This is a genomic window from Parabacteroides sp. AF18-52 (assembly GCF_003479145.1).
GTDB classification, from domain to species: Bacteria; Bacteroidota; Bacteroidia; order Bacteroidales; family Tannerellaceae; genus Parabacteroides; species Parabacteroides faecis.
The window spans coordinates 255,449-279,542 of the sequence record NZ_QUGR01000008.1 but is presented as its reverse complement, the minus strand read 5'-3'; the positions used below and the strand labels follow the sequence as shown (position 1 = coordinate 279,542).

At 43.3% G+C, this 24,094-nt stretch carries 21 protein-coding genes; 14 read left to right on the top strand and 7 right to left on the bottom strand.

Features of this window, described 5'->3' with window-relative positions:
• Nucleotides 1-22: 22 nt before the first annotated feature.
• The 6 genes from pyrF to miaA all read left to right on the top strand — a co-directional run bounded on the left by pyrF (nucleotide 23) and on the right by miaA (nucleotide 5,822).
• Nucleotides 23-865 carry an orotidine-5'-phosphate decarboxylase gene (gene pyrF, locus DWX23_RS15170; protein ID WP_122353747.1) on the top strand — a complete coding sequence of 281 codons (843 nt, stop codon included), beginning with the start codon at nucleotides 23-25 and terminating at the stop codon, nucleotides 863-865.
• Between the two features lie 88 nt (nucleotides 866-953).
• A complete protein-coding gene (lpxD, locus tag DWX23_RS15165) occupies nucleotides 954-1,994 on the top strand; it encodes a UDP-3-O-(3-hydroxymyristoyl)glucosamine N-acyltransferase (protein ID WP_122375085.1) in 1,041 nt (346 codons plus the stop codon).
• Between the two features lie 9 nt (nucleotides 1,995-2,003).
• Nucleotides 2,004-3,389, top strand: coding sequence for a bifunctional UDP-3-O-[3-hydroxymyristoyl] N-acetylglucosamine deacetylase/3-hydroxyacyl-ACP dehydratase (locus DWX23_RS15160; protein ID WP_122353749.1), 1,386 nt, complete (start codon nucleotides 2,004-2,006; stop codon nucleotides 3,387-3,389).
• 14 nt (nucleotides 3,390-3,403) lie between these two features.
• On the top strand, nucleotides 3,404-4,189 hold the full coding sequence (lpxA, locus tag DWX23_RS15155; protein WP_122353750.1) for an acyl-ACP--UDP-N-acetylglucosamine O-acyltransferase: 786 nt from the start codon (nucleotides 3,404-3,406) through the stop codon (nucleotides 4,187-4,189).
• Between the two features lie 163 nt (nucleotides 4,190-4,352).
• A complete protein-coding gene (locus tag DWX23_RS15150) occupies nucleotides 4,353-4,913 on the top strand; it encodes a hypothetical protein (RefSeq protein WP_122353751.1) in 561 nt (186 codons plus the stop codon).
• Between the two features lie 3 nt (nucleotides 4,914-4,916).
• The gene (gene miaA, locus DWX23_RS15145) at nucleotides 4,917-5,822 is read left to right on the top strand and encodes a tRNA (adenosine(37)-N6)-dimethylallyltransferase MiaA (protein WP_122375084.1); all 906 of its coding nucleotides are present in this window, start codon (nucleotides 4,917-4,919) and stop codon (nucleotides 5,820-5,822) included.
• 579 nt (nucleotides 5,823-6,401) lie between these two features.
• Here miaA and DWX23_RS15140 read toward each other — a convergent pair.
• From DWX23_RS15140 to DWX23_RS15130, 3 genes are all read right to left on the bottom strand, one after another.
• Nucleotides 6,402-7,310: an Rpn family recombination-promoting nuclease/putative transposase gene (locus tag DWX23_RS15140; protein WP_122375083.1), complete on the bottom strand. Its 909-nt coding sequence runs from the start codon at nucleotides 7,308-7,310 to the stop codon at nucleotides 6,402-6,404.
• Between the two features lie 197 nt (nucleotides 7,311-7,507).
• Nucleotides 7,508-7,879: a DMT family protein gene (locus DWX23_RS15135; protein ID WP_122375082.1), complete on the bottom strand. Its 372-nt coding sequence runs from the start codon at nucleotides 7,877-7,879 to the stop codon at nucleotides 7,508-7,510.
• 3 nt (nucleotides 7,880-7,882) lie between these two features.
• A complete protein-coding gene (locus DWX23_RS15130) occupies nucleotides 7,883-8,632 on the bottom strand; it encodes an ATP-binding protein (protein WP_122375081.1) in 750 nt (249 codons plus the stop codon).
• A 108-nt stretch (nucleotides 8,633-8,740) separates the two neighbouring features.
• On the opposite strand from DWX23_RS15130, the gene DWX23_RS15125 reads away from it, so the two are divergent.
• From DWX23_RS15125 to DWX23_RS15110, 4 genes are read left to right on the top strand one after another with little or no spacing between them, the layout of a single operon-like run.
• Nucleotides 8,741-10,180, top strand: coding sequence for a tetratricopeptide repeat protein (locus DWX23_RS15125; RefSeq protein WP_122375080.1), 1,440 nt, complete (start codon nucleotides 8,741-8,743; stop codon nucleotides 10,178-10,180).
• A 14-nt stretch (nucleotides 10,181-10,194) separates the two neighbouring features.
• Nucleotides 10,195-10,683 (top strand): NfeD family protein, encoded by a 489-nt coding sequence (locus tag DWX23_RS15120; RefSeq protein ID WP_122353760.1) that lies wholly within the window; start codon nucleotides 10,195-10,197, stop codon nucleotides 10,681-10,683.
• A gap of 10 nt (nucleotides 10,684-10,693) precedes the next feature.
• Complete coding sequence (floA, locus tag DWX23_RS15115; protein ID WP_122353761.1) at nucleotides 10,694-11,689, top strand: flotillin-like protein FloA; 996 nt, start codon at nucleotides 10,694-10,696, stop codon at nucleotides 11,687-11,689.
• Nucleotides 11,690-11,693: 4 nt separating this feature from the next.
• Nucleotides 11,694-12,563, top strand: coding sequence for a nucleoside phosphorylase (locus tag DWX23_RS15110; protein ID WP_122375079.1), 870 nt, complete (start codon nucleotides 11,694-11,696; stop codon nucleotides 12,561-12,563).
• Between the two features lie 92 nt (nucleotides 12,564-12,655).
• Here DWX23_RS15110 and DWX23_RS15105 read toward each other — a convergent pair whose 3' ends face one another.
• Nucleotides 12,656-13,834: a glycoside hydrolase family 172 protein gene (locus DWX23_RS15105; protein WP_122375078.1), complete on the bottom strand. Its 1,179-nt coding sequence runs from the start codon at nucleotides 13,832-13,834 to the stop codon at nucleotides 12,656-12,658.
• Between the two features lie 242 nt (nucleotides 13,835-14,076).
• Here DWX23_RS15105 and rpiA point away from each other — a divergent pair, with 242 nt between their 5' ends.
• Nucleotides 14,077-14,784 (top strand): ribose 5-phosphate isomerase A, encoded by a 708-nt coding sequence (rpiA, locus tag DWX23_RS15100; protein ID WP_122375077.1) that lies wholly within the window; start codon nucleotides 14,077-14,079, stop codon nucleotides 14,782-14,784.
• Between the two features lie 9 nt (nucleotides 14,785-14,793).
• Here the strand turns inward: rpiA and DWX23_RS15095 are convergent, their stop codons facing one another.
• Nucleotides 14,794-16,830: an ATP-binding protein gene (locus DWX23_RS15095; protein ID WP_122375076.1), complete on the bottom strand. Its 2,037-nt coding sequence runs from the start codon at nucleotides 16,828-16,830 to the stop codon at nucleotides 14,794-14,796.
• A 184-nt stretch (nucleotides 16,831-17,014) separates the two neighbouring features.
• On the opposite strand from DWX23_RS15095, the gene DWX23_RS15090 reads away from it, so the two are divergent.
• Complete coding sequence (locus tag DWX23_RS15090) at nucleotides 17,015-19,360, top strand: ABC transporter permease (protein WP_122375075.1); 2,346 nt, start codon at nucleotides 17,015-17,017, stop codon at nucleotides 19,358-19,360.
• A 102-nt stretch (nucleotides 19,361-19,462) separates the two neighbouring features.
• Here DWX23_RS15090 and DWX23_RS15085 read toward each other — a convergent pair whose 3' ends face one another.
• Nucleotides 19,463-20,209, bottom strand: a complete 747-nt coding sequence (locus tag DWX23_RS15085) for a nitroreductase family protein (RefSeq protein WP_122375074.1) — start codon at nucleotides 20,207-20,209, stop codon at nucleotides 19,463-19,465.
• A 24-nt stretch (nucleotides 20,210-20,233) separates the two neighbouring features.
• Nucleotides 20,234-21,418 (bottom strand): AAA family ATPase, encoded by a 1,185-nt coding sequence (locus DWX23_RS15080; protein WP_122375073.1) that lies wholly within the window; start codon nucleotides 21,416-21,418, stop codon nucleotides 20,234-20,236.
• Between the two features lie 78 nt (nucleotides 21,419-21,496).
• Between DWX23_RS15080 and DWX23_RS15075 the strand changes: the two genes are divergently transcribed.
• Nucleotides 21,497-22,615, top strand: a complete 1,119-nt coding sequence (locus DWX23_RS15075) for a DUF362 domain-containing protein (RefSeq protein WP_122375072.1) — start codon at nucleotides 21,497-21,499, stop codon at nucleotides 22,613-22,615.
• A gap of 17 nt (nucleotides 22,616-22,632) precedes the next feature.
• On the top strand, nucleotides 22,633-24,024 hold the full coding sequence (gene mnmE, locus DWX23_RS15070) for a tRNA uridine-5-carboxymethylaminomethyl(34) synthesis GTPase MnmE (RefSeq protein ID WP_199673298.1): 1,392 nt from the start codon (nucleotides 22,633-22,635) through the stop codon (nucleotides 24,022-24,024).
• The last annotated feature ends 70 nt before the right edge of the window (nucleotides 24,025-24,094 follow it).

The window sequence follows — 24,094 nt, the reverse complement described above, 5'->3', positions numbered from 1 at the left end:
TCACTATTTGACACAAGACAAGATGAACAAGCAACAATTATTCGAAAACATTAAAAAGAAACAATCTTTCCTTTGCGTTGGATTGGATACAGATATAAAAAAAATCCCGCAGCATTTACTTTCTGAAGAAGATCCTATCTTTGCTTTTAACAAAGCGATCATCGACGCTACAGCCGACTATTGCGTGGCTTACAAACCGAACCTGGCTTTCTATGAAAGTCTGGGAGTTAAAGGAATGCTCGCGTTTGAAAAGACAGTCACTTACCTGCGTGAAAATTATCCGGACCAGTTCATTATCGCCGACGCAAAACGTGGCGACATCGGTAACACATCTGAGATGTACGCCCGCTCTTTCTTCGATCATATCAAGGTAGACGCCGTTACAGTGGCCCCTTATATGGGCGAAGATAGCGTGAAACCGTTCCTGATTTATCCGGAAGCATGGGTGATCCTGCTGGCATTGACCTCCAACAAGGGTTCACAGGATTTCCAGATGACGGAAGATGCCAACGGCGAACGTCTGTTTGAAAAAGTATTGAAGAAGTCGCAGGATTGGGCTACCGACGAACAGATGATGTACGTTGTCGGTGCAACTCAGGGGAAAATGTTCCTCGATATCCGTAAACAGGCTCCCAACCACTTCCTGTTGGTACCGGGTGTCGGTGCACAAGGAGGCAGTCTGCAGGAAGTTGCCCAGTACGGAATGAACGATCAGTGCGGTTTGCTTGTTAATTCTTCACGTGCGATCATTTACGTAGACAAATCGGAAAATTTCGCATCATTTGCCCGTGAAGCAGCACAGGCAGTACAACGTGAAATGGCAGGATATCTGCATGATAAAGGAATTATTCCCTGTAAAGCATAGGCTATCCCAATAATTTTCACCATTTTTGCAAACTGCTTTGTTCTTAGTGGAGCAGTCTCAATTCAAATACAATATAACAAAATAAGTAATGGAGTTATCAGCCCAACAAATAGCGGACTTTCTTGGCGGAACCGTTGATGGCAACCCGGAAGTGAAAGTCAGCAACTTCTCAAAAATAGAAGAAGGACAACCCGGAACACTGACGTTCCTGGCAAATCCTAAGTACGAACATTATATCTATAATACAGAAGCGAGCATTGTTCTGGTAAATAACGACTTTTCTCCGGCTGAACAGATTACTGCTACTTTAGTAAAAGTAGAAAATGCCTATTCTGCTCTTGCTATGTTACTCAATCTGGTAGAACAGTCAAAACCTAAAAAGACCGGAGTTTCTTCAACCGCATTTATCGCAGCTTCTGCCACACTGGGAGAAGGTTGCTTTGTCGGCAATTTTGCATATATCGGGGATAATGTCAGACTGGGAAAGAATTGTCAGGTATATCCCAACGCATATATCGGGGATAATGTAACTATCGGAGATAACTGCATTCTTTATCCGCACACGACTATTTACAACGGATGTAAGATCGGAAGCAACTGTATCCTGCATGCCGGTTCGGTAATCGGTTCGGACGGATTCGGGTTCGCCCCCGAAGGAGAAAATTACAAGAAGATCCCGCAGCTGGGAAACGTCATACTGGAAGACAACGTAGAAGTTGGAGCCAACACGACGATCGACCGTGCCGTAATGGGTTCTACCATCATTCATAAAGGTGTGAAACTGGACAACCTGGTTCAGATCGCCCATAATGTGGAAGTTGGAGAAAATACGGTAATGGCGGCCCAGGTAGGTATAGCCGGTTCTGTTAAGATCGGCAGTCACTGTATGTTCGGCGGCCAGGTAGGTCTGGCAGGACATATCCATATTGCCGACCATGTAGTATTCGGTGCCCAGGCAGGTGTGATCAGCGACATTAAGGAAGCAAAAACCGTTTTGGGTGCTCCTGCTATCGATGCGAAAAACTTCATGCGTTCGAGTGCCATATTCAACCGTCTGCCGGATATGTACCGCACGATGGGACAGTTACAACGCGAGATCGAACAACTAAAGAAAGAAATCAATAAATAATTATATAATATGCAGAAACAAAAGACGCTAGCCAAAAGTTTCTCGATGCAAGGCAAAGGCTTGCATACCGGACTGGACATTCAGATCACGTTCAACCCGGCACCAGAAAACCACGGATACAAAATTAAACGTGTCGACCTGGAAGGAGAACCTGTTATCGATGCATTGGCAGAAAATGTGGCCAGCACACAAAGAGGTACCGTTCTATCCAAGAACGGCATTCAGATCAGCACTGTCGAACATGCTATGGCAGCTTTATATGCCTATGAGATCGACAACTGCCTGATTGAAGTGAACGCACCGGAATTCCCTATCCTGGACGGCAGCTCACGCTTCTTCTCCGAAGAAATCCAGCAAGCAGGGATCGTTGAACAAAACGCTCCGAAAGACTTCTATATAGTAAAGCATAAGATTGAAGTTAAAGACGAAGAAACCGGTTCTTCACTCATCATCCTTCCGGATGAAAAGTTCAGCGTAAACGTACTGATCTCTTTCGATTCTCCGGTATTGTCCAACCAGTTCGCTACACTGAACGACCTGAGCGAATTTCCGGAAGAAATTGCAGCTTCCCGTACATTCGTATTTGTTCGCGAAGTTGAAATGCTCCGCCAGAACAACCTGATCAAAGGCGGAGACCTGGATAACGCGATCGTTATCTACGACAAGAAGATGCCGCAGGAAACACTTGACAAACTGGCCGACGAAGTAGGTATCCCTCATAAGGATGTACACGACCTGGGATATATCAATAATAAACCTCTGGTGTTCGACAACGAACCCGCCCGCCATAAACTGATCGACGTACTCGGCGACCTGGCATTGATCGGCAAGCCTATCCGCGGACGTATCATCGCAACCCGTCCGGGACATAAGATCAACAATCAACTGGCCCGCATGATCCGCAAGGACATCAAATTAAACGAGGTACAGGCTCCGGTTTACGATCCGAACGCCGAACCGATCATGGATATCAACCGCATCCGCGAATTACTCCCGCACCGTTACCCGTTCCTGTTGGTCGATAAGATCATCGAAATCGGCGGTAACTACATTGTCGGAATAAAAAATATTACCACAAACGAACCGTTCTTTACCGGACACTTCCCGCAGGAACCTGTTACACCGGGTGTTTTGCTGGTTGAAGCAATGGCACAGACAGGCGGTTTGCTTGTTCTCAATTCAGTAGACGAACCGGAACGTTATTCCACTTACTTCATGAAGATCGACGGCGTGAAATTCCGTCAGAAAGTGGTTCCCGGAGATACATTGATCCTACGTCTGGAACTGCTGGCTCCTATCCGCCGCGGTATTTCAACGATGAAGGGGTATATCTTCGTAGGTGACAAACTGGTTTGCGAAGCTGAATTTATGGCTCAGATCATTAAAAACAAATAATAATAAAGAAGGCAATGAATCAATCCCCTTTAGCAGTCGTTCATCCCGAAGCAAAGATCGGTGAGAATGTAACGATAGATCCTTTCGCAGTGATTGAAAAGGATGTAGTAATAGGCGACAATTGTCATATATATTCACATGCAGTCATTCTCGACGGGGCACGGATAGGAAACAACTGTTCCATTTTCCCGGGAGCTGTAATTGCCGGTGTTCCACAAGACCTCAAGTTCAAAGGTGAGCAGACAACCGCAGAAGTCGGAAACAATACGACGATCCGCGAATGTGTCACGATCAACCGCGGAACTGCTTCGAAGGGAAAAACCGTTGTCGGAAACGATTGCCTGATCATGGCATATTCCCATATTGCACACGACTGCGTACTGAAAGATCATATCATCATCGGGAATGCATCCCAGATAGCCGGCGAAGTGGAGATTGACGATTTTGCTATTGTCAGCGGCGGTAGCCTGGTTCACCAGTTTACCCGCATTTCGAAACATGTGATGGTTCAGGGCGGCTCACGTATCGGTAAAGATATTCCTCCTTACACACTGATCGGCCGCGATCCGATCGTTTACTGCGGTATCAATATCGTAGGATTGCGCCGCCGCGGATTTACCAATCAACAAGTGTTCCTGATCCAGGATATCTACCGTACGTTATATACCCGCGGTTTGAACAATACGGAAGCGTTGAAAGCTATCGAGACCGAATACGAACCCAGCGAGGAAAGAGACTTGATACTCAACTTTATCAAGACTTCCGAACGTGGTATCGTCAGAGGTTCCATCGACGAGTAAACGATAAGAAATACAAACTATTTCAAAAGGCTGTCAGCTTCTTTCAGGACTGACGGCCTTTTGTATTTATTTACTTCACGTAATATGCCTCTTTTTTTAGACTGTTATATATGGGTATTGATATTTTTTACTACTTTTGAACCAACAAAAAACTAAAAAGACTATGGTATTCAGATTCCTCATTCTATCAGATGAAGTAGATGACTTCAAACGCGAAATCAAGATTGATGCGGAAGCAACTTTCCTTGACCTGCACGATGCCATCCTGGACTCGGTTGGCTACACGAAAGATCAAATGTGCTCTTTCTTTATTTGTGACGACGATTGGAGCAAAAATACAGAAATTACATTAGTTGAAATGGACACCACTTCGGAAGTGGATAACTATATAATGGAAGAAACTCGCCTGGAAGAATTGCTTGAAGACGAGCATCAGAAACTTATGTTCGTTTTCGACTACATGACTGAACGTGCTTTCTTCATGGAACTCCGCGAAATCGAACCGGGCAAGGATCTCGACAAAGCGATTGTCAGCAAATCGATCGGCCTTCCTCCTGCTCAGACAATCGACTTCGACCAGTTCGAGACCAAGAACGGAAGCACAGAGATCGGCGAAGATTTTTACGGCGATTCAGAATACGACATCGACGAACTGGATAAAGAAGGTTTCGAAGGCTTAGCCGACGGACCGATAGATAACCCGTACGACGACGAGCGTTTTTAATAAATGAATTCCCTTGTCATATTACTCGGGCCGACAGGAGTCGGAAAGACCGAATTGAGCCTGCGTGTAGCAGAACATTTCGGTTCTCCTATTATTTCATCCGACTCCCGTCAGCTCTATAAAGACCTTCCTGTCGGGACAGCTGCCCCCACTGCAGAGCAAATGGCAAGAGTCAGGCATTACATGGTCGGGACTTTAAACCTGACCGATTATTACAGTGCCAGTAACTTTGAAGAAGACGTTATCTCCCTTTTAAATACACTTCACCAGACAACACCGACAGTCGTTATGACCGGCGGGTCTATGATGTATATCGATGCCGTATGTAAAGGCATCGATGACATTCCGACTGTTACCCCGGAGATACGCGAAGCCATTTACGCTCAGTTCAAGCGTGAAGGGTTGGAAAATATTCTGCAGGAATTGCAGGAAGCAGACCCGGTGCATTATGAAGAAGTAGACCGGATGAACTACAAACGGGTCATTCATGCGGTCGAGATTTGCCGGATGACAGGAAAACCTTACTCTTCTTTCCGTACGAACAGCCGGAAAGAGCGTCCGTTCAGGATCATCAAAATAGGTTTGACACGCGATCGCGAAGAGCTATGCGACCGTATCAACCGCCGTGTCGACCAGATGATGGCAGACGGTTTATTGGAGGAAGCCCGCAAGGTTTATCCTTTCCGCCATTTGAATTCTCTCAATACAGTCGGTTACAAAGAATTATTCAAATATTTTGACGGCGAATGGTCGCTCGACCTGGCCGTTGAAAAGATCAAACGCAACTCCCGCGTCTATGCCCGCAAACAAATGACCTGGTTCAAGCGGGACGAAGAGATAGAATGGTTTCATCCGGAACAGGAAACAGAGATTATAAACTTCATTGAAACACAAGTGAAGCGATTCTGAATTAACACAGAACCAAAGTTTTCAAAATCCATCTGCCATCTGTCACACATTCTATTATCCAACTGACTATCAATCCAATAAACGTTGCAGACGACTCGTTTTATCCGCAACTGCATCTGTCACCATCTGTCACCTTGCTATCAGAATAACAAGCCCCTGCACATCCACTATTTAGCAATTGATTAACAAGCAGTTAGCACCATCATTCTTATTCACCATATTTACCCTCTACATGATAGCAGAATACCCTGTACATCATAGTCGACGATTCTCTACACCTTAGACGATTACCCTGTACATCCTGGTTTTAGTAAACAAGCACCTTTATACTAATTTCAAGGTACCAGGCAGTTACTACTAAACGATGCAATGACTAATTTCACCTATATGAATCAGATTACAAAGAGAGAGTGACAGATGATGGCAGATGCAGTTGCAGATAAAACAACGCATCTGCCACATTTATTACACTAATAACCAATAAGATACACAGAAAGGTAACAGATGGCAGATGAATTTTGAAAACTTTGTGTTAGTTATTATAAGAAATCATATATACTCGTCCGACACCAGCAGCCTCTATAACTTCTCTATTTCCTCTACCGGTAATCCTGTACATTCAGCAATGTCGGCTGTACTTATGCCCAAACGTTTCATATTAGCTGCTGTTTGTTGTAACTTGGCCTCACCTTCTGCTTTTCCTTCGGCCAACCCTTCGATTCGACCTTCCCATTTGGCAGTGTCGAGCACGTCGTTCTGGATCATGATTACATTTAGGTGTTCATCGTATGCATGCCGCTCACTCGTAGACATCGAGTAGTATTTCAGTTTCTCGCGAGCTTCACGAAGGCCCGGCGTTGTTGTGTCCGGACGGATCGTCCCGTCTTTCAGATATTCGATCCATTCGTCCAGAGGGGTCATAGCGACTTTGTCGAACTCGTTTACACGGATCAGGATGTATTCGGGGAAGATCTCAGCCGGCAGGCGAGTGATAACGGCATCACGGTCGCGCATGTTGATTCGCAGGCGGTCACCGGTATGTACACCCGTGAAATGATTCTGCCCGTGGTAAAAATAATCCGTTCCCACACCGAGGTCGAAATAGAGAATACTAATAGAGTAGACTTTCTTCACTTTCTGATAACCTTCACCCAACGAGATATGCTCGGTGATGGCTTTGGCTACGCCGTAAAGGATGCGCTCGAGATAATGCACTTCGCGGGTATTCTGGATTTCGACGATAATGATCTCGCCTTTGCTGTTCTTCGCCTTGATGTCGACACGGTTGAACTTGTCATCGGCACTCTTCTGGTTACCTTCGCTTTCAAGGATTTCGAGGATATGAACCTCTTCGCGCAGCATGACGGTCAGGAAACCTTCGAGCACATCGAAGTTGGCCTTCTTGATGGCCCAATCGAAACGGATATACCGGTCCTGCAACTCTTTTCTTTCATTCTCTGCCATGGCTTTCGGATCTGAATTTTTCATAATTAAGTGTTTTATGTGTTACGTAATACACAAAGATATACATAATTCATAGACGATCTCTAATTAGACAAAATAAAATTACTAACAAAAAGTGATAGTTAAAAAATAATCTTATCCATACAACGAACCCACCTTCAGAAATATATTCATCCAACGAATAAATTCCAAAGGAGGGTTCATCCTTTGCTATTGCTCATTCACTTCTTAAATACCAAATATACGGCCGCTACCAGAAACAAGCAAGCCAGCGCATGATTCCATTTAAAAGACTCTCCTTTAAAAGCAACCGTACTGAAAGCGACAAATACAACAAGCGTAATAACCTCCTGAATTACTTTCAGTTGAATCAAATTGAACGGTCCTCCATTCTCTCTGAACCCCATACGGTTAGCCGGTACCTGAAAGCAATACTCAAAAAAGGCCAGAAACCAACTGAATAAGATCACACCGATCAAGGGTAGGTGCTCAAACCAACTGAACTGTTGTTTCATTTTCAAATGTCCGTACCACGCACATGTCATAAAAATATTAGATACGACCAATAACAGAATAGTATAAAAACCCTGCATAACTTATTTATTTATTTTTTGAGGAAGATAATCCGATTGTATATTCGACATACTGTTCCAAATACTGTAACGTGCCTCCGGGTTGATAGCCTCCAGACGTGCCAGGACCTCTTTCATATCCGAACGGCTGGACCCCGATTCATACGGGCAGTTTTTGATCTGTTTGCGATATCCCCTCCATCCCGCTATACGGATCAGCTCTTTCTCTTCGACCAGGCACATCGGACGGATGATCTCCATGGCGAATTTATCCATCTTCAAACGCGGAGGCATCGTCCCGATCGCCCCCTGATGTGTCATATTCATCAGCAATGTTTCAAGAATATCATCCTGATGGTGTCCCAAAGCTATCTTGTTGCAGTTCTGTTTTTTCGCAATATCGAACAAAGCCTTCCGGCGTGTCCAGGAACAAAGGAAACAAGGCGATTTACGCGTATCGGTAGAAGCGTCGAAACTTGTTTCATGAATGATAAAAGGCAATCCATGTTCGTCGGCACAGCTTTTCAGATATTCCAAATCCGAACTGTAAGGGATATTGGTCATTACAATATGTGCGACAACCACTTCGAAGCGGGGATGATATATTTTGGAACGCCGTCCCAGAAGATCGACAAGGGCTAAAGAGTCCTTTCCACCCGACAATCCGATCAGGATACGGTCGCCGTCAGCAATCAGGCCATATTCATAAATAGCCTTTTTCACCTTCTCTTCTACTTTCCGGAACAGGAGCTCTTCTACTGTCAATTTTGCCATATCTATTCTTAAATCGGGCACAAAAATAGATATTTATCCAATGAATTGTATGCTTAACTAAAAATATTATTATCTTTGAATCAGTATAATTATATTATAATAAGAGACATGAGCCGGTTATCTAAGAAACTGTTTTACACAATTGGAATTACATTACTTTGCTGCAGCCTGCAGGCACAGAGCCTGGACCAGGCAAAAAAACTATACAACGAAGGTCAATACGCCGAGGCTAAACCTGCCTTTGAGAAACTGGTGAAGCAAGCTCCCAGCAACTCTTCCTATAACCTTTGGTACGGTGTTTGCTGCTATGAGACCGGAGATATCGCCGGTGCGGAAAAACATTTGAAAGTTGCAGTGAAACGCAAAGTACAGGATGCTTACCGCTACCTGGCAGACGTTTATTATCAAACCTACCGCTTTGATGAAGCTGCCGAAATGCTGGAAGAATACATTGACCTGCTGACAAAGAAGAAACAGGATACGCAGGCTTTTGAAACCAAACTCAACCTGGCAGAGAACGCTCACCGGATGATGGAAAAAACGGAAGATGTGCAGATTATAGACAGCATCGTTGTCGACAAAGATGATTTCCTGGCAGCCTATACATTAAGCGAAGAAAGCGGAACACTGGTTTCTTTTAAAGACTTCTTCCAGACAAACGAACCTGTCGCTTCTTCTGTTTATATGAATCAGAAAGGTGACAAGATTTATTATGCCCATGCTACGGATAACGACCGTTATTGCCTCTTCACCCAATCCAAACTGATGGACAAATGGGGAGATGAAAAACAGTTACCCATGAATATCAACAGTAAAGAAGACGACAACTATCCTTTTGTCTTGTCGGATGGCGTTACGATCTATTATGCATCCAAAGGAAACGGATCGTTGGGAGGATATGACTTGTTCGTAACCCGTTATAACATCAATTCGGACACTTACCTGACTCCGGAACAGTTGAGTATGCCTTTCAACTCACCGTTCAACGACTACATGATGGTGTATGACGAGACAAAAGAATTGGGATGGTTCGTTTCAGACCGCTTCCAACCGGAAGACAAAGTTTGTGTCTACCTGTTCATCCCGAACAACGAACACAGCCGTGTAGAAAGTGAAGACATCGAGATGAAGCGCGCCCGTGCCGCCATCACTTCCATACAGGATTCATGGAAACCGGGAAGCGATTACAGTAACCTGGTAGAACTGGCCCATAAAGAGATCCCTTACGGAGAAGTGAAGATCGAGAAAGATTTCGAATTCGTGATAAACAACAGCCTGGTTTACTACAAACTGGATGAGATCAAGAGTCCGGAAGCCAAAAGTTACTACGGCAAAGTTGTTGCACTGAACAAACAAATAAAAGAACTGAATGAAAAGCTGGCAGACCTCAGAGCCTCCTATTCTTCCGGGAATAGTGCTAAAAAGGAACAGCTGAAATCGTCCATTCTGGAAGCGGAAGAACAATTGAACAGCTTGCTCGACCAGCCGGAAGAATTGGAAAAGAAAGCTCGTAACATCGAAATTAATTATTTAAAAAGCAACAGATAGAACACACAACTATTATGATCTGGGAAATAACCATTATTGTCTTCTTAATGCTGGTAGCCATCGTGCTTATCCTGCTGGAAATATTTCTTCTGCCGGGGATAACGATTGCCGGTGTCGGAGGATTCCTTTTCGCTGCAGCAGGTGTAATTTACGCCTATACTGTCGGTGAAATGGCGGGACATATCACCTTGTTCCTGTCGTTAACCGCTTTTGCCGCAGCTTTTGTGTGGTTATTACGCGCCAGGTCGTTCAACAAGGTTGCCCTGAAAACAGATGTCGACTCCAAACTGACGTCGAGCCGTGACCTGGGTATCGAACCGGGCGATGAAGGCATCACCCTCTCCCGCCTTGCCCCTATCGGGAAAGCGCGTATCAAAGGTATTACGGTCGAAGCCAAGTCGATGGACGAGTTGATAGATGAAAATACACCGATCGAAGTGCTGCGCGTAGACGGCTACAACGTATTGGTAAAGAGAAAAGAACAAACAGATATTCACGCTTAATTTAATTTATATGGAAGAATTGAACTATTTGCCTTTTATCCTACTGGGTGCAGCGGTATTGCTGCTGGCAATTTTCTTTTACTATGTGCCGTTCCTGCTATGGATCTCGGCCAAGGTTTCGGGTGTAAACATTTCGTTGATACAGCTATTTCTGATGCGTATCCGTAATGTTCCTCCTTATGTTATCGCCCGTGCCATGATTGAAGCGCATAAAGCCGGTTTGAAAACTCTGACCCGTGATGAACTGGAAGCGCATTACCTGGCTGGCGGACATGTTGAGAAAGTGGTTCACGCACTGGTTTCAGCCTCTAAGGCTAATATAGATCTGCCATTCCAGATGGCTACCGCTATCGACCTTGCCGGTCGTGACGTATTCGAAGCCGTTCAGATGTCGGTTAATCCGAAAGTGATCGACACGCCTCCGGTGACCGCTGTTGCGAAAGACGGTATCCAGTTGATAGCCAAAGCCCGTGTTACCGTTCGCGCCAATATCAAACAGTTGGTGGGTGGCGCCGGTGAAGAAACGATCCTGGCCCGTGTCGGTGAAGGTATCGTATCGTCTATCGGTTCTTCCGAAAGCCATAAAACAGTATTGGAGAATCCTGATTCGATCTCTAAGCTGGTGCTTCGTAAAGGATTAGATGCGGGTACAGCTTTTGAAATCCTGTCCATTGATATTGCGGATATCGACATAGGTAAGAATATCGGTGCATTCCTTCAGATGGACCAGGCACAGGCTGATAAGAATATCGCCCAGGCTAAGGCCGAAGAACGCCGTGCAATGGCAGTTGCCCTGGAACAGGAAATGAAAGCAAAAGCTCAGGAAGCCCGTGCGAAGGTGATCGAAGCGGAAGCGGAAGTTCCGAAAGCAATGGCAGAAGCTTTCCGTTCAGGGAATCTGGGTATCATGGATTATTATAAAATGAAGAACATCGATGCGGACACTTCTATGCGCGAAGCCATAGCAAAGCCCGTTAATGCACCTTCAAAACCGCTTAAAGACTAAAAAGATGAGAGTTATTCCCGAATCCGAATTAATTATAAATGCAGATGGAAGCGCTTTCCATCTGCATCTTAAGCCGGAACAGCTGGCAGACAAAGTGATCCTGGTCGGTGATCCTGACAGGGTTTCAACCGTTGCTTCTTACTTCGACACGCAGGAGTGCGAGGTTTCCAGCCGGGAGTTTCATACTATCACAGGGACTTATAAAGGGAAACGTCTTACCGTTGTTTCCCATGGTATCGGTACGGACAATATAGATATTGTTCTGAATGAACTGGATGCACTGGCAAACATCGACTTTGCAACCCGGACAGTAAAACCGGCATTCAAACAATTGACGTTGGTACGTGTAGGAACGTCGGGAGGTCTTCAGCCATTCGTTCCTGTCGGTACTTATGTTGCTGCGGAGAAATCCATCGGTTTTGATGGGGTTATTTATTTCTATGCAGATACCGAACGTGTCAGGGATACGGCTTTTGAAGCAGCGTTGAAAGAACAACTAGACTGGAAACTTTCCGGTCTTTCACCTTATGTCGTTTCAGCCGACCATTCTCTGATAGAACAGATCACAGGGAACGATATTATCCGTGGCGTCACGATTGCAGCAAACGGCTTTTACGGTCCGCAGGGACGCGAATTGCGTCTGCCTCTTGCTGATCTGAAATTGAATGAAAAGATCGAAGCATTCAATTACAACGGACGGCAAATTACCAATTTTGAAATGGAAAGTTCATCTCTGGCCGGTCTCGCCGCCCTGATGGGACACCGCGCTATGACAGTCTGCTGTATCATAGCAGGCCGCGTAGACAAGAATATGAACACAAACTATAAAGGTTCTTTAACCAGACTGATAGAAACTGTACTGGACAGAATATAAATAATGTGGCAATTGCCACATTATTTAATTAGAAACGCCTGCTCTCTCTTTAAATATCTTTAATTGACGCTTTTCTCATATTTCATAAGTTTCTACCATTTGGGAATCTCCAGATTATCTTTATTGGGTAAAGATGGAAATTTAGCATGCGGCTCTGCCTGATACCAAAAAGAAGTGGAAGAAATATCCGATTTTTGGTTATTGTAGCGTCCGTCATGTCTCCAACCCAAATCTTGTATTGTTACTTTCAAATCTTTATCAAACCGGATCGGGTCCAGAATATGCCAGCGATAAAGTCCAAAAGCCGTAACCGCACGATATAAGCCATCAGGCCGGATTACCTGGTGCATCCCGGCATAAGGAGTCGTAAATTCCTGATATTGATGCGTCTTAGGATTTTCAAAATTATATGATCCGCAAAAATAATCTTCCGTCCCCGTTCCACAAATCGTCGGATTATTCTTATCTCCATCCATATAAAATTTAATCTCACCTTCTCCCCACCAACAATTATCATTTACACGCCACGCCAGATAAGTTCCAACATATTGTCCTTTCCCTTTCACTCCGTCCAACAAAGTATGCAACGAGCCTTCCGTGGGATTTGAACGACGAAATTGAGCATGAAAGTAAGCTTCATCTTCAGGCACATCTGTCAAAGTGTAGTTTATCTGATAATACAATCTCATCTCATCACGATTATTGATATTCTCCAAAGTAATCCGTGCTTTCTTTCTAAAAGGCATTTTCCAATAACAATTAAAAGCACTTCCCGGATTTACACATACAGCTAAAGATGATAGTTGTGCATATTCATTATAAGCGCTACAGAAAAAATCACCTACCGGACATTCTACAGAAGGTTCCGTCTCATCATCCCAATACATCCTGATAATGGAAAAGCGCCAGTTTCCTGTCGGAGTCATCCAAATCTGCTGAATGGCTCCTGAACCTTCAATCTCAGCTATAGTTATCGTTTCTCCCGGTTTTACTATAATAAAAGGATTTACTTTCCATCCTTTACCTAAATCCTTAGAAGCAGCCCAGGCATTCGCTTTATTAATAACATCTTTATCTTTCAAAGGATCGGCGGTAGCTCCATTACCCTTTGCTCCTGTATAATTCTCAGGGCTTATGGAACGAGTCTTCGCATTTGATAATCTGGATAAATTTCCCATATTCATATCTAATCCGTTGAAAGAATAGTTCTGTGCATGGACAGCACACGTCAGCATAAACAAAACATAAGATAAAACACCTAATTTTCTCATTTTCGTAGTATTTAAATTATTGATATCTCAAAGTTTATGACCTTTCAAGGCAAGAAATCAAACAAATAGCATAAAAAACGATTCCCTGTCTTTTCAATATAGCAAATATAACAAATAAAACGTTTAAGTATAAGCCAATCGTTATAAATCAAGAAACAGCCTATTCAATCATATATTTAAAATAAAAATTAAGAGAAAGCAACTAAATCACGAATCATATTGTTTCATAAAAAAAGAATATCATGGAACGGGAGAAAACAATAATTAATTCGTTGGAATGGGGTAAAGAGATTTCCAACCGGGAAGAGAAAGAAAAGGTCGCCGAAAAGATTGCCTCTATGGTAACTGACAATGATATTATCGGTGTAGGCTCAGGTTCGACTGCTTATCTGGCCCTGTTAAAGATTGCCGAACGTATCCGGAACGAACAACTCCATATCCGGGCAATTCCAACTTCCCAGGAGATAAAGATGGCCTGCGCCAAACTCGGCATACCTCTAACAAGTCTCCTTGAACATAAACCCAACTGGACTTTTGACGGGGCAGACGAAATAGATTTCAGTCATAATATGATAAAGGGACGTGGCGGTGCCATGTTCAAAGAGAAGCTGCTGATCAGTTCCAGTCCGCGGACATTTATTATAGCAGACTCTTCCAAGATGGTCTCGAAACTAGGCTCCCGCTTCCCGGTTCCGGTTGAGATATTTCCGGATGCACTGGTCCATGTAGACCAGGCTTTACAGTCATTAAGCCCTGTAGAAATAAAACTCCGGATGGCACAAGGCAAAGACGGTCCGGTCATCACAGAAAATGGAAACCTGATACTCGATGTCCGCTTCGACAATATCCCGGATAACCTGGAAAATGCCATCAAATCTATTACGGGTGTGATAGAAAGCGGACTTTTCATGCATTATGAAGTTCTGATATTGAGTAGCGAGGAACTATAAGCCAGGTGATCACCTTTTATTATTTACCTCGATGAACTCTTTCGGAGTACAGCCATTCTTTTTCAGAAAAGCCCGGTAAAAGCTCATGCGGTTAGAAAAGCCTGATTTGAAGACAATCTCCTGAATGGTAAATTTGGATTTCAACAGTAAGTTTTCTGCTACTGCAAGTCTTCCGTCATATATAATTTCCTGCAGACCTTTATCAGTCACCTCTTTTAATTTACGATACAGGCTACGCACGCTCATCCCTAATTCACTAGCGATAAAATCAGGAGACAGATTCTCGTTTTGTATGTTTTTATTGATAATTGCACGTATTTTCTTTAAAAACTTTCGGTCTTCCGTATGTTGCAGTTTGCCCATATCCAACTCATAAGCGCTTAACGGAGAAGCAAAGTAATCTTTCAAATCTTCTTTACGGTTCAGATGGCTTCTTATTGTCGTTTTAAGATATTCGCTGTCAAAAGGCTTTGTGATATAGAACTCAGCTCCCGCTTGAATCGCTTCTGTCTGTGTCTCAATATCATGTACGGCAGAGATTATGATCAAAGGGATATGAGAGGTACTTTTATCCGATTTCAACAAGGCAGCCAGCGTAATTCCGTCAATTTCTTCCATCATTATATCACATAATATGATATCAGTATGATTTTTAGACAGGAGATCAATCGCCTTAGAAGAGCTGTTTATCGGTAATACATTAAAATCAGAAGACAGGAGATCACATATATACCAAAGCATTTCCGGATCATCATCGATTACAGTGACAGTAGGCCGGTCCTCTATATATTTGTATTTTATCGAAGGTAAAACAAATTCGGGAATAAGAAAGTTACTGATCGTACCTATCCCATTATCTTTTTCAGTTTTAGTAATTTGCAACGGAGGCAAATCAACTGTAAAAGTCGTTGTTTCACCGGGAATGCTCCGGGCATTAATCTTTCCCGAGAGAAGTTTCACCATACTGGCTGTAATGGCTAATCCCAATCCATTCCGCCTCCACCCTTTTTGCTTCCCATAGTTATCCAGAATCGTAAACCGGTTAAAGATATGCCCGATGTCCTCTTCGCTGATGCCTTTCCCTTTGTTTATTACTAAGATCCTGAGATTTCCGTTTTTTGTAGAAATATCGACTGTTACCGGTTCCTCATTACTATATTTTACGGCATTTGATACCAGGTTAATCAGAATCGTAGTCAGAAATCTCTCATCGGAATTCCAAAAGAGATTAGGTTCATACTGCCTTATCACACTTATTTCCGAGCCTGATGTGTTAACCTTAAAGGCCTCGATCACCCGGTCTGCAATCTCTGAAACATTCAGGCTAGTTACCTCTGCCTGTTTATAGCCTGATTCCATCTGCTTAAAATCCATCAAATCACTGATCAACGAATTCATACGCTTTGCATTCCGGTTAATGACATGAACGTATTTTATTACCTGAGGACTTACATTCTTCTGTTCCAGGAGCAGTTTACAGGGTCCAGAAATAAGTGTCAGAGGTGTACTGAACTCATGGGCGATATCTGTAAAAAAGTCAAGTTTGGACTCATATAAGCGTTCTTTCAGTTCAGCTTCAGCCTTTGCTGTATTTACTTTTTTCAGTTCCAGGATCAGAGACTCGAATTTCCTCTTATTATATTCGGCCCGTATAAGTGTATAATAAAACAACAGGATAGGAAGACAAGCTATCACGGAAACCAGGTAATTCATGAAATAATCCGGTACATCTAACAGCCGATGCGTATAGAAAACATAAACGATTATGCCTAACACGAAATAGAATGTCCACAAAAGATACTCTTTCAAAAGACCGTTATAAAACTTATCATAATATATTTCTTTCTCTATATAGGCATGCATCCGCCAGTTTCCATAATATAATATAGGAATAGCAACGATCAGTTCCTTCAAGTGTTGAACCGGGATCATCTCCAGCTTGTTCAATGAGAAGCCGATCACCCAATGTATCGACTGCTGGCAGATAACAGTCAAAAGAATCGGCAAAATCCATTTCCGTATATCAGGCATAAAGTAGAATATCATATTTTCTACAAATGTATATAAATATCAGACTACAAAATGTAACGGAGAGTGACATTTATGTTACCATTTGCGCCAAAGCATATATCATAAATGCTCCTGCTTTTTTTATGTCAAAGACTTAAATACATTTGCACCGTAATTAATATTCAATCATTTCATTTAATAAGCAAAAGTCAACAGAGCCATGAAAACTTTAATAAAGAACTTTTTCAGTGTATTACGCCGTTTCAAGATGGCGACTATACTTAATATATTAGGGTTATCGATAGCCTTTACCGCTTTTATGATCATTTTGATGCAGTTGGATTATGACTGGAGTTTCGACAAGTCTCACAGAAAAGCCGATTGCATCTACCGTGTGGAAAGAACGTTTGGCGACGGAGTAACCATTCCTACGAACCGTCCGCTGGCGGATATCTTTTTTCAATCATCCCCACATATTAAAGCAGGTGCATTGGTTTCTCCCTGGCAAAAGGAAATCTATTTTACCATCGACAAGAATGGAGAAAAGGTCAGTTATCTGGAACCGATGATCAGAGTTTATCCCGAGTACACCGACGTTTTCGAGTTCGAGATGGTTGAAGGAACTGCAAATGCGTTGTCACAACCGGAGCATGTATTAATACCGCAAAGTATAGCGAATAAACTGTTCGGAAACGAATCCGCTCTAAACAGGCAAATACAAGCTAACGACATTAATTATACTATTGGCGGAGTATACAAAGATTTCCCATCCAATACAGTGGTGACGAACAATATTTATTTTCCTATTCCCAAAGATGAAAATGCGCATGAATGGAACAATAACAACTATGAGTTATACATAAGGGTGGATGCCCCGGAAAACAGTGAGGATCTGGTAGAAAACTTTAAAAAGAATTTCGACACATCCACGCTGGGCGACGATTATACCTGGATCAGTTCCGTCGGATTACGGTTAACACCTCTCAGAAAGATTCACTTTACAACAGACACGACATACGATACTACACCTAAAGCGAGCAAGAATACACTGGCGGTTTTATTTGCCATAGCAATCATCATTATCGTTATTGCTGCAATAAATTTCACCAACTTCACCATGGCCTTAACACCTGCGCGTATCAAAAATATCAACACGCGGAAAGTACTAGGTGCCGAAGAAAGCACATTACGCCTATCGTTATTGACAGAGGCTGTTTCCGTTAGCATTGTTTCTTATTTGTTGTCTTTGATTTGGATACATATTTTGTCGTTCACATCCGTAACTACATTATTGGATGCCGACTTATCATTGAGCGCACACTTCCCTTTATTGGGAGTTACCGCTCTGATAGCCGTTTGTACAGGTACTCTTGCCGGGGTATATCCATCGTTTTATGTTACCTCGTTCCCTCCTGCACTCGTGTTGAAAGGGAGTTTCGGACTGTCGCCCAAAGGGAGGAAGCTACGCAATGCACTTGTCAGTGTACAGTTTATCACATCGTTTGCTTTAATTATCACGGCTTTGTTCATGTATCTGCAAAACCATTATATGATGAATACTCCGTTAGGGTATGAAAAAGACGAATTAATCGTGATGGATCTGAATAATACGGTACAGAAAAGCCGTGAAGCCTTTACAAACCAATTAAAAACATTCTCAGGTATAGAAAACGTAACCTATGCAGAAGTGTTATTATCCAGTTCCGACCAATACATGAGCTGGATGCGTAAATACAAAAATAAGGATATCGGATTTCAATGCTTGCCAGTCGATGTGTCATTTCTAAAAGTGATGGGTATTGATGTTCCGGAAGGACGTGACTTCAGGGAAGAAGACAAGAACACGGTAAACGGAGTTTATATATTCAATGAAAAAGCCCGCGGACAATACGAGTTGGAGATTGGTGAAAAAGTGGAGAACGGAGAAATCGTAGGGTTTATTCCCGACATCAAGTTTGCCTCTCTTCGCTCGGAAATAGCGCCGATGGCTTTTTATATCTGGGGGACAGATAATTGGGGTATAACACCCCTATATGCTTATATCAAAGTAAAAAGCGGTGCAAACCTGAAGGAATCTATGGAACATATAAAAAAAACCGCTCAATCCTTCGATCCGGCCTATCCTTTTAATATTCGTTTTTTCAACGAAGTATTAAACCGGCTTTACGAGAAAGAACAAAAGACAACCACTTTAATAACTCTTTTCAGTATGCTGGCAATCTTTATATCCATTGTCGGCGTATTCGGTTTAGTTGTTTTCGACAGCGAATATCGCCGTAAAGAGATAGGAGTAAGAAAGGTGCTAGGCTCCAACACATTGCAGATAATAATCATGTTTAACAAAACTTATCTGCACATCCTTTGCCTCTGTTTTATCCTGGCTGTTCCTATTGCTTATCATGTAGTTGTCCGCTGGCTGGATAACTTTGCCTATAAAACACCGATGTACTGGTGGGTGTTTCTCATCGCATTCGCTATAGTATCGGTGATTACAGTCATTACCGTAACATTTCAAAATTATTGGGTAGCGAATGAAAATCCGGTGAAAAGTTTGAAAACAGACTAACACTGCCGTTTGATCTCTCTGACCATTTTGTAAAAAAGAAAGCCTCTTGCTTTTCGAACCGTTCGTCAGCAAGAGGCTTTCTTCATCTATATAAAGGATAAATTACCTCATAAATCCCTGGTCTTTCAGTACTTTCAATAGTACTTCAGAGAAATATTCATTATTCTTCTTCGTATAGCGGACATCTGTGAATACCTGTGCCAGCGTCTCTTTGTTATTCTCTTTTACAAATTGCTTATTGACTTCAAGCGCTTCCTTTTCACCATACAATTCATCGATCGATTCCGGAGTATAATCCACATAAGTCTCCTGATGAACCACTGCGGCCAGAGGTAGGCGTTCCACCTGTTCCGGTAACGGCAGAGCCGGATAACCGACCGTCACCGTAATAATAGGGACAACTAAACGGGGCAGTGACAAAGCCTCGATGATTTTATCGGCATTATAAGCCGTAGTTCCCAGATAACAGATCCCCAGCCCCTTTTCTTCTGCGGCATCACAAAAAGCCTGGGCAAATAACATCGCATCGATAGTCGAAGCAATAAAAGTCTGCAGATTATCAAATCCAGCCTCAGCCTTACGCTGTTCAGCCCACTTGACAAAACGATTGGCATCTGCACAGAAAGTCAGCACAACCGGAGCAGTCCTGATCATCGGCTGGTTGAAGTGAGCCGGAGACAGTTTCTCTTTATTTGCCTTGTCGCGGGTAACAACTACACTGTACAACTGCATATTACCGGTGTTAGACGCACGGGCTGCCACTTCCAGTAATTCATTCAACAATTGCCCGGGAATATCCTGCTCTGTATATTTGCGGATAGTCCTGCGATTTTTCAATCTATCTATCATATCTATATTTGTATAAGAAGTCTATCAATAACAAAGTCCCAGTAACCAGATCGGAAGTTTATTGTTCTGACTTTTCGGTTGGCCGTAAATAGCGGCATAGGCATTTTCCACCTCTTTGATCCGCTCATAATCCATCAAAGGATCACCCACCATAAATGTATATTTGTCATTTACCAGAAAGTCATTGTTCCCGAGCAATTCCACCGTTGCAAAATTCGATAGCTGGTCGACAAAGAAAGTCTCTCCCAGCACAACACGGTCATTCACGTCCTCTTCAAAGGCCATCAATAAATTCGTATTACCTAAATAAGTTTTCTGATAACGATGGTTTGCACTCTTATTCGACTGGTAAAATCTCAAACAAACCGCATCTTTCAGATAATCTAAATACCGTTTTACATCCGTTGCCTCCAACTTCAACTGTGTTGCCAGATCCGCGATATCGGACACATTGGGAATCTGCCCCGAAACCAGCATCATTAACCTCTTGATCTCATTCAATACCTGGTAGCCGACAGGGTAAATGGCAGGCAAATCTATTTCAATCGTATCCCTCACCCGGTCCTGTAAACGGTACGGATAAGCATCTGGATCATCCCAATAAAACGGATATTCGCCATGTTCCAGATAGTTACGGAAAATAGGAGCTACAACAATCTGGTCATTCACATTCCTCGCGACCTCCGCATGGTTCTCCAGCAAATCGTCCAACGAGATCGGAGGCAAATCCAATACGCACTCGTATGAAAGATATTCCCTGAATGACATCGTACCCAATATATGGCAAGACACTTGGTTCTTAAACCCTCTCATTACTTTCGAGACCGGAAGTAATGACGATGTAGCGAAAACGATATGCAGATCCGGACAACGATCCAGTAATTTTCTGGCCTCACTCATCCAGTCGGAATAACGGTGCACGCTATCCAGAAACAGATGCGTACCTCCCTCTTTATAGAACTGCATAGCCACGTTGACCATCTTTTCCCGTTGAAAAAGAATACTATCCAGATCCAGATATAAAGCTTTGTCGGAATCATCAAAAGCCAACTTGATCCGTTGCAGTAATAAGGTTGTTTTCCCGACACCTTGCGAACCAAAAATTCCAATCAGACGATCATCCCACTGTATCTGTTTATAAAGATATCGCTGAAAATTGCATCTTATCCCTTTCAGCAATTGCTGATGGTTTACCCGGTATATGTCCATAAACTAAACTATTTGATACAAATGTAATACTTTATGACAATAATCACGTAAATTTGCATGACAAAAACCAATAAGAGAATGGACAAATCGAAAGTTTACTTTACAAACCTGCGCACAACACCTTCCAGCAATTTACTGGATAAAATGGAACGTCTTGTTAAACGTGCAGGCATTGCAAACATTGATTTTAAGAATCAATTCACAGCGATTAAAATTCATTTCGGAGAGCCGGGAAACCTGGCTTATATCCGTCCTAATTATGCAGCCCGTATGGCTACGTTGCTTCGTTCTTTGGGAGCAAAGCCTTTTCTTACTGATTGTAACACTTTGTATTCCGGACGTCGTTCCAATGCTGTAGACCATCTGGAAAGTGCGATGGAAAATGGCTTCAACCCTATTTCCGCCAAATGTGAAGTGATCATTGCCGACGGTCTGAAAGGTACCGATTACCGGGAAATCGACATAAACGGAGAATACTGCAAAGCACCGAAGATCGGTTCAGCCATTGCAGATGCCGATATTATACTGACGATGAATCATTTCAAAGGTCATGAGCAGACAGGCTTCGGCGGCGCATTGAAAAACCTGGGCATGGGTTGTGCCAGTGTCGGAGGGAAACTGGAACTTCATTCGGCTTCACAGCCGATAGTCGACCGTGATAATTGTAAAAGCTGTAATATCTGCGTGAAACATTGCGCACATGACGCGATTCACCTGGATACAGACAAAATAGCCACTATCGACTATGATAAATGCGTTGGTTGCGGACAATGTGTGGCTCTTTGCCAGTACGATGCAGCCGTTATGGGTGAAGGCGATACATCCGAACGCCTCAACTATAAAATCGCGGAATATTCAAAGGCCGTATTACTCGACAAGCCTAATTTCCATATCAGCTTTATTATGAATGTCTCACCAGAATGCGATTGCTGGAATCATAATGATGCAGCCATTGTTCCGGACCTTGGCATTGCAGCGTCTTTCGACCCGGTCGCTTTGGACAAGGCATGTGCCGATATGGTAATCAACGCTCCGCTGATCGGAGGCAACAAACTGGCCGAAGCTCATCCGCACGAACTTCTGGAAGGGGAAGATAAATTCCATCTGATCCATCCGGATACCAACTGGCAGGCAGGTCTGGAACATGCCGAAAAGATCGGATTGGGAACCCAGGAATATGAACTAATAACCGTATAAGTACACATTCATTTATGATCAATCAGGATACTATCTGTGCCATATCGACAGCCCCCGGAGCCGGAGGCGTAGCTGTCATCCGTGTATCCGGCACTGACGCCATAACAATTTGTGACACTATCTTCGCTCCCAAGACCGAAGGGAAGAATCTTCAGAGCCAGAAGGCTTATACCTTACGCTACGGTAGTATCCGCCGCGGGGAAGAGTTGATCGACGATGTACTTGTCGCCCTCTTCCGCGCCCCTCATTCGTTTACAGGAGAAGACACCGTCGAGATCACTTGCCACGGTTCGGTTTACATCCAGCAACAGATCCTTCAGTTACTGATTGAAAAGGGATGCCGTTCTGCCCTTCCCGGAGAATATACGCAACGCGCTTTTCTGAACGGAAAGATGGACCTGAGCCAGGCAGAGGCTGTTGCCGACCTGATCGCATCCACATCAGCCGGCATGCACAAACTGGCTATAAACCAGATGCGTGGCGGTTTCAGTAATGAATTGACCAAACTACGCAGTCAACTGCTCGATTTCACTTCATTGATCGAATTGGAACTAGATTTCAGCGAAGAAGATGTCGAGTTTGCCGACCGTACCAATCTGAAGCAACTGGCTACAAACATAGAACAGCTGATACACAAATTAGCCGATTCATTCAGTGTAGGCAATGCCATTAAAAACGGTATTCCTGTAGCCATCATCGGCGAAACGAATGCCGGCAAGTCCACTTTACTCAACCTATTGGTCGGAGAAGAGCGTGCCATCGTTTCCGACATCCACGGAACAACCCGCGACGTAATAGAAGACACGATCAATCTATCAGGTATCACTTTCCGTTTTATTGACACAGCAGGTATCCGTGAAACCAGCGATACGATCGAAAGCCTGGGTATCGAACGTACTTTCCAGAAACTCCGCCAGGCATCCATCGTACTTTGGGTAATCGACCTGACCAGCCCTGCAAAGCAGATCGAGGAATTAGCACAAACGATCATCCCGCAGACAGAGGGTAAAAAAGTGATTCTTGTATTTAACAAGTCAGACTTGCTTTCACCAGCTGAACTGGAAATCAAACAAGAATTACTTGGTAAAATCCCTGTTGACAGGTTGTATATTTCAGCTAAACAGCAGTCCAATACAGAAGTCTTGAAACAGCATTTGATCCAGGCCGCCGCCTTACCCGAAGTATCTCAAAACGATGTGATCGTCACCAACGTCCGCCATTATGAAGCCTTAACAAAAGCCCACGAAGCTATCGCCCGTGTAATCAATGGATTGGAAATGAATATCTCAGGGGATTTTCTGAGCCAGGATATCAGGGAGTGCATGCATTATCTGGGAGAAATTACAGGGCAGATCAGTAATGATGAGATATTGGGGAATATTTTCGGGAAGTTTTGCATCGGCAAATAGATAGTGATTACCGACGATTAGCATATGTTATCAATGATCATCAGAGGCTGTCTAACAAATTTAGGCTGCT

Bases quoted from the DNA above. Each gene is read 5' to 3' on its own strand.
- DWX23_RS15090 (WP_122375075.1), top strand. From the start codon at position 17,015: ATGAAAACTTTAATAAAGAACTTTTTCAGTGTATTACGCCGTTTCAAG.
- DWX23_RS15085 (WP_122375074.1), bottom strand. From the start codon at position 20,209: ATGATAGATAGATTGAAAAATCGCAGGACTATCCGCAAATATACAGAG.
- pyrF (WP_122353747.1), top strand. From the start codon at position 23: ATGAACAAGCAACAATTATTCGAAAACATTAAAAAGAAACAATCTTTC.
- DWX23_RS15105 (WP_122375078.1), bottom strand. From the start codon at position 13,834: ATGAGAAAATTAGGTGTTTTATCTTATGTTTTGTTTATGCTGACGTGT.
- miaA (WP_122375084.1), top strand. From the start codon at position 4,917: ATGAATTCCCTTGTCATATTACTCGGGCCGACAGGAGTCGGAAAGACC.
- rpiA (WP_122375077.1), top strand. From the start codon at position 14,077: ATGGAACGGGAGAAAACAATAATTAATTCGTTGGAATGGGGTAAAGAG.
- lpxA (WP_122353750.1), top strand. From the start codon at position 3,404: ATGAATCAATCCCCTTTAGCAGTCGTTCATCCCGAAGCAAAGATCGGT.
- DWX23_RS15150 (WP_122353751.1), top strand. From the start codon at position 4,353: ATGGTATTCAGATTCCTCATTCTATCAGATGAAGTAGATGACTTCAAA.
- floA (WP_122353761.1), top strand. From the start codon at position 10,694: ATGGAAGAATTGAACTATTTGCCTTTTATCCTACTGGGTGCAGCGGTA.
- DWX23_RS15075 (WP_122375072.1), top strand. From the start codon at position 21,497: ATGGACAAATCGAAAGTTTACTTTACAAACCTGCGCACAACACCTTCC.
- DWX23_RS15120 (WP_122353760.1), top strand. From the start codon at position 10,195: ATGATCTGGGAAATAACCATTATTGTCTTCTTAATGCTGGTAGCCATC.
- DWX23_RS15125 (WP_122375080.1), top strand. From the start codon at position 8,741: ATGAGCCGGTTATCTAAGAAACTGTTTTACACAATTGGAATTACATTA.
- DWX23_RS15095 (WP_122375076.1), bottom strand. From the start codon at position 16,830: ATGATATTCTACTTTATGCCTGATATACGGAAATGGATTTTGCCGATT.
- DWX23_RS15110 (WP_122375079.1), top strand. From the start codon at position 11,694: ATGAGAGTTATTCCCGAATCCGAATTAATTATAAATGCAGATGGAAGC.
- DWX23_RS15080 (WP_122375073.1), bottom strand. From the start codon at position 21,418: ATGGACATATACCGGGTAAACCATCAGCAATTGCTGAAAGGGATAAGA.
- DWX23_RS15160 (WP_122353749.1), top strand. From the start codon at position 2,004: ATGCAGAAACAAAAGACGCTAGCCAAAAGTTTCTCGATGCAAGGCAAA.
- DWX23_RS15130 (WP_122375081.1), bottom strand. From the start codon at position 8,632: ATGGCAAAATTGACAGTAGAAGAGCTCCTGTTCCGGAAAGTAGAAGAG.
- lpxD (WP_122375085.1), top strand. From the start codon at position 954: ATGGAGTTATCAGCCCAACAAATAGCGGACTTTCTTGGCGGAACCGTT.
- DWX23_RS15135 (WP_122375082.1), bottom strand. From the start codon at position 7,879: ATGCAGGGTTTTTATACTATTCTGTTATTGGTCGTATCTAATATTTTT.
- DWX23_RS15140 (WP_122375083.1), bottom strand. From the start codon at position 7,310: ATGAAAAATTCAGATCCGAAAGCCATGGCAGAGAATGAAAGAAAAGAG.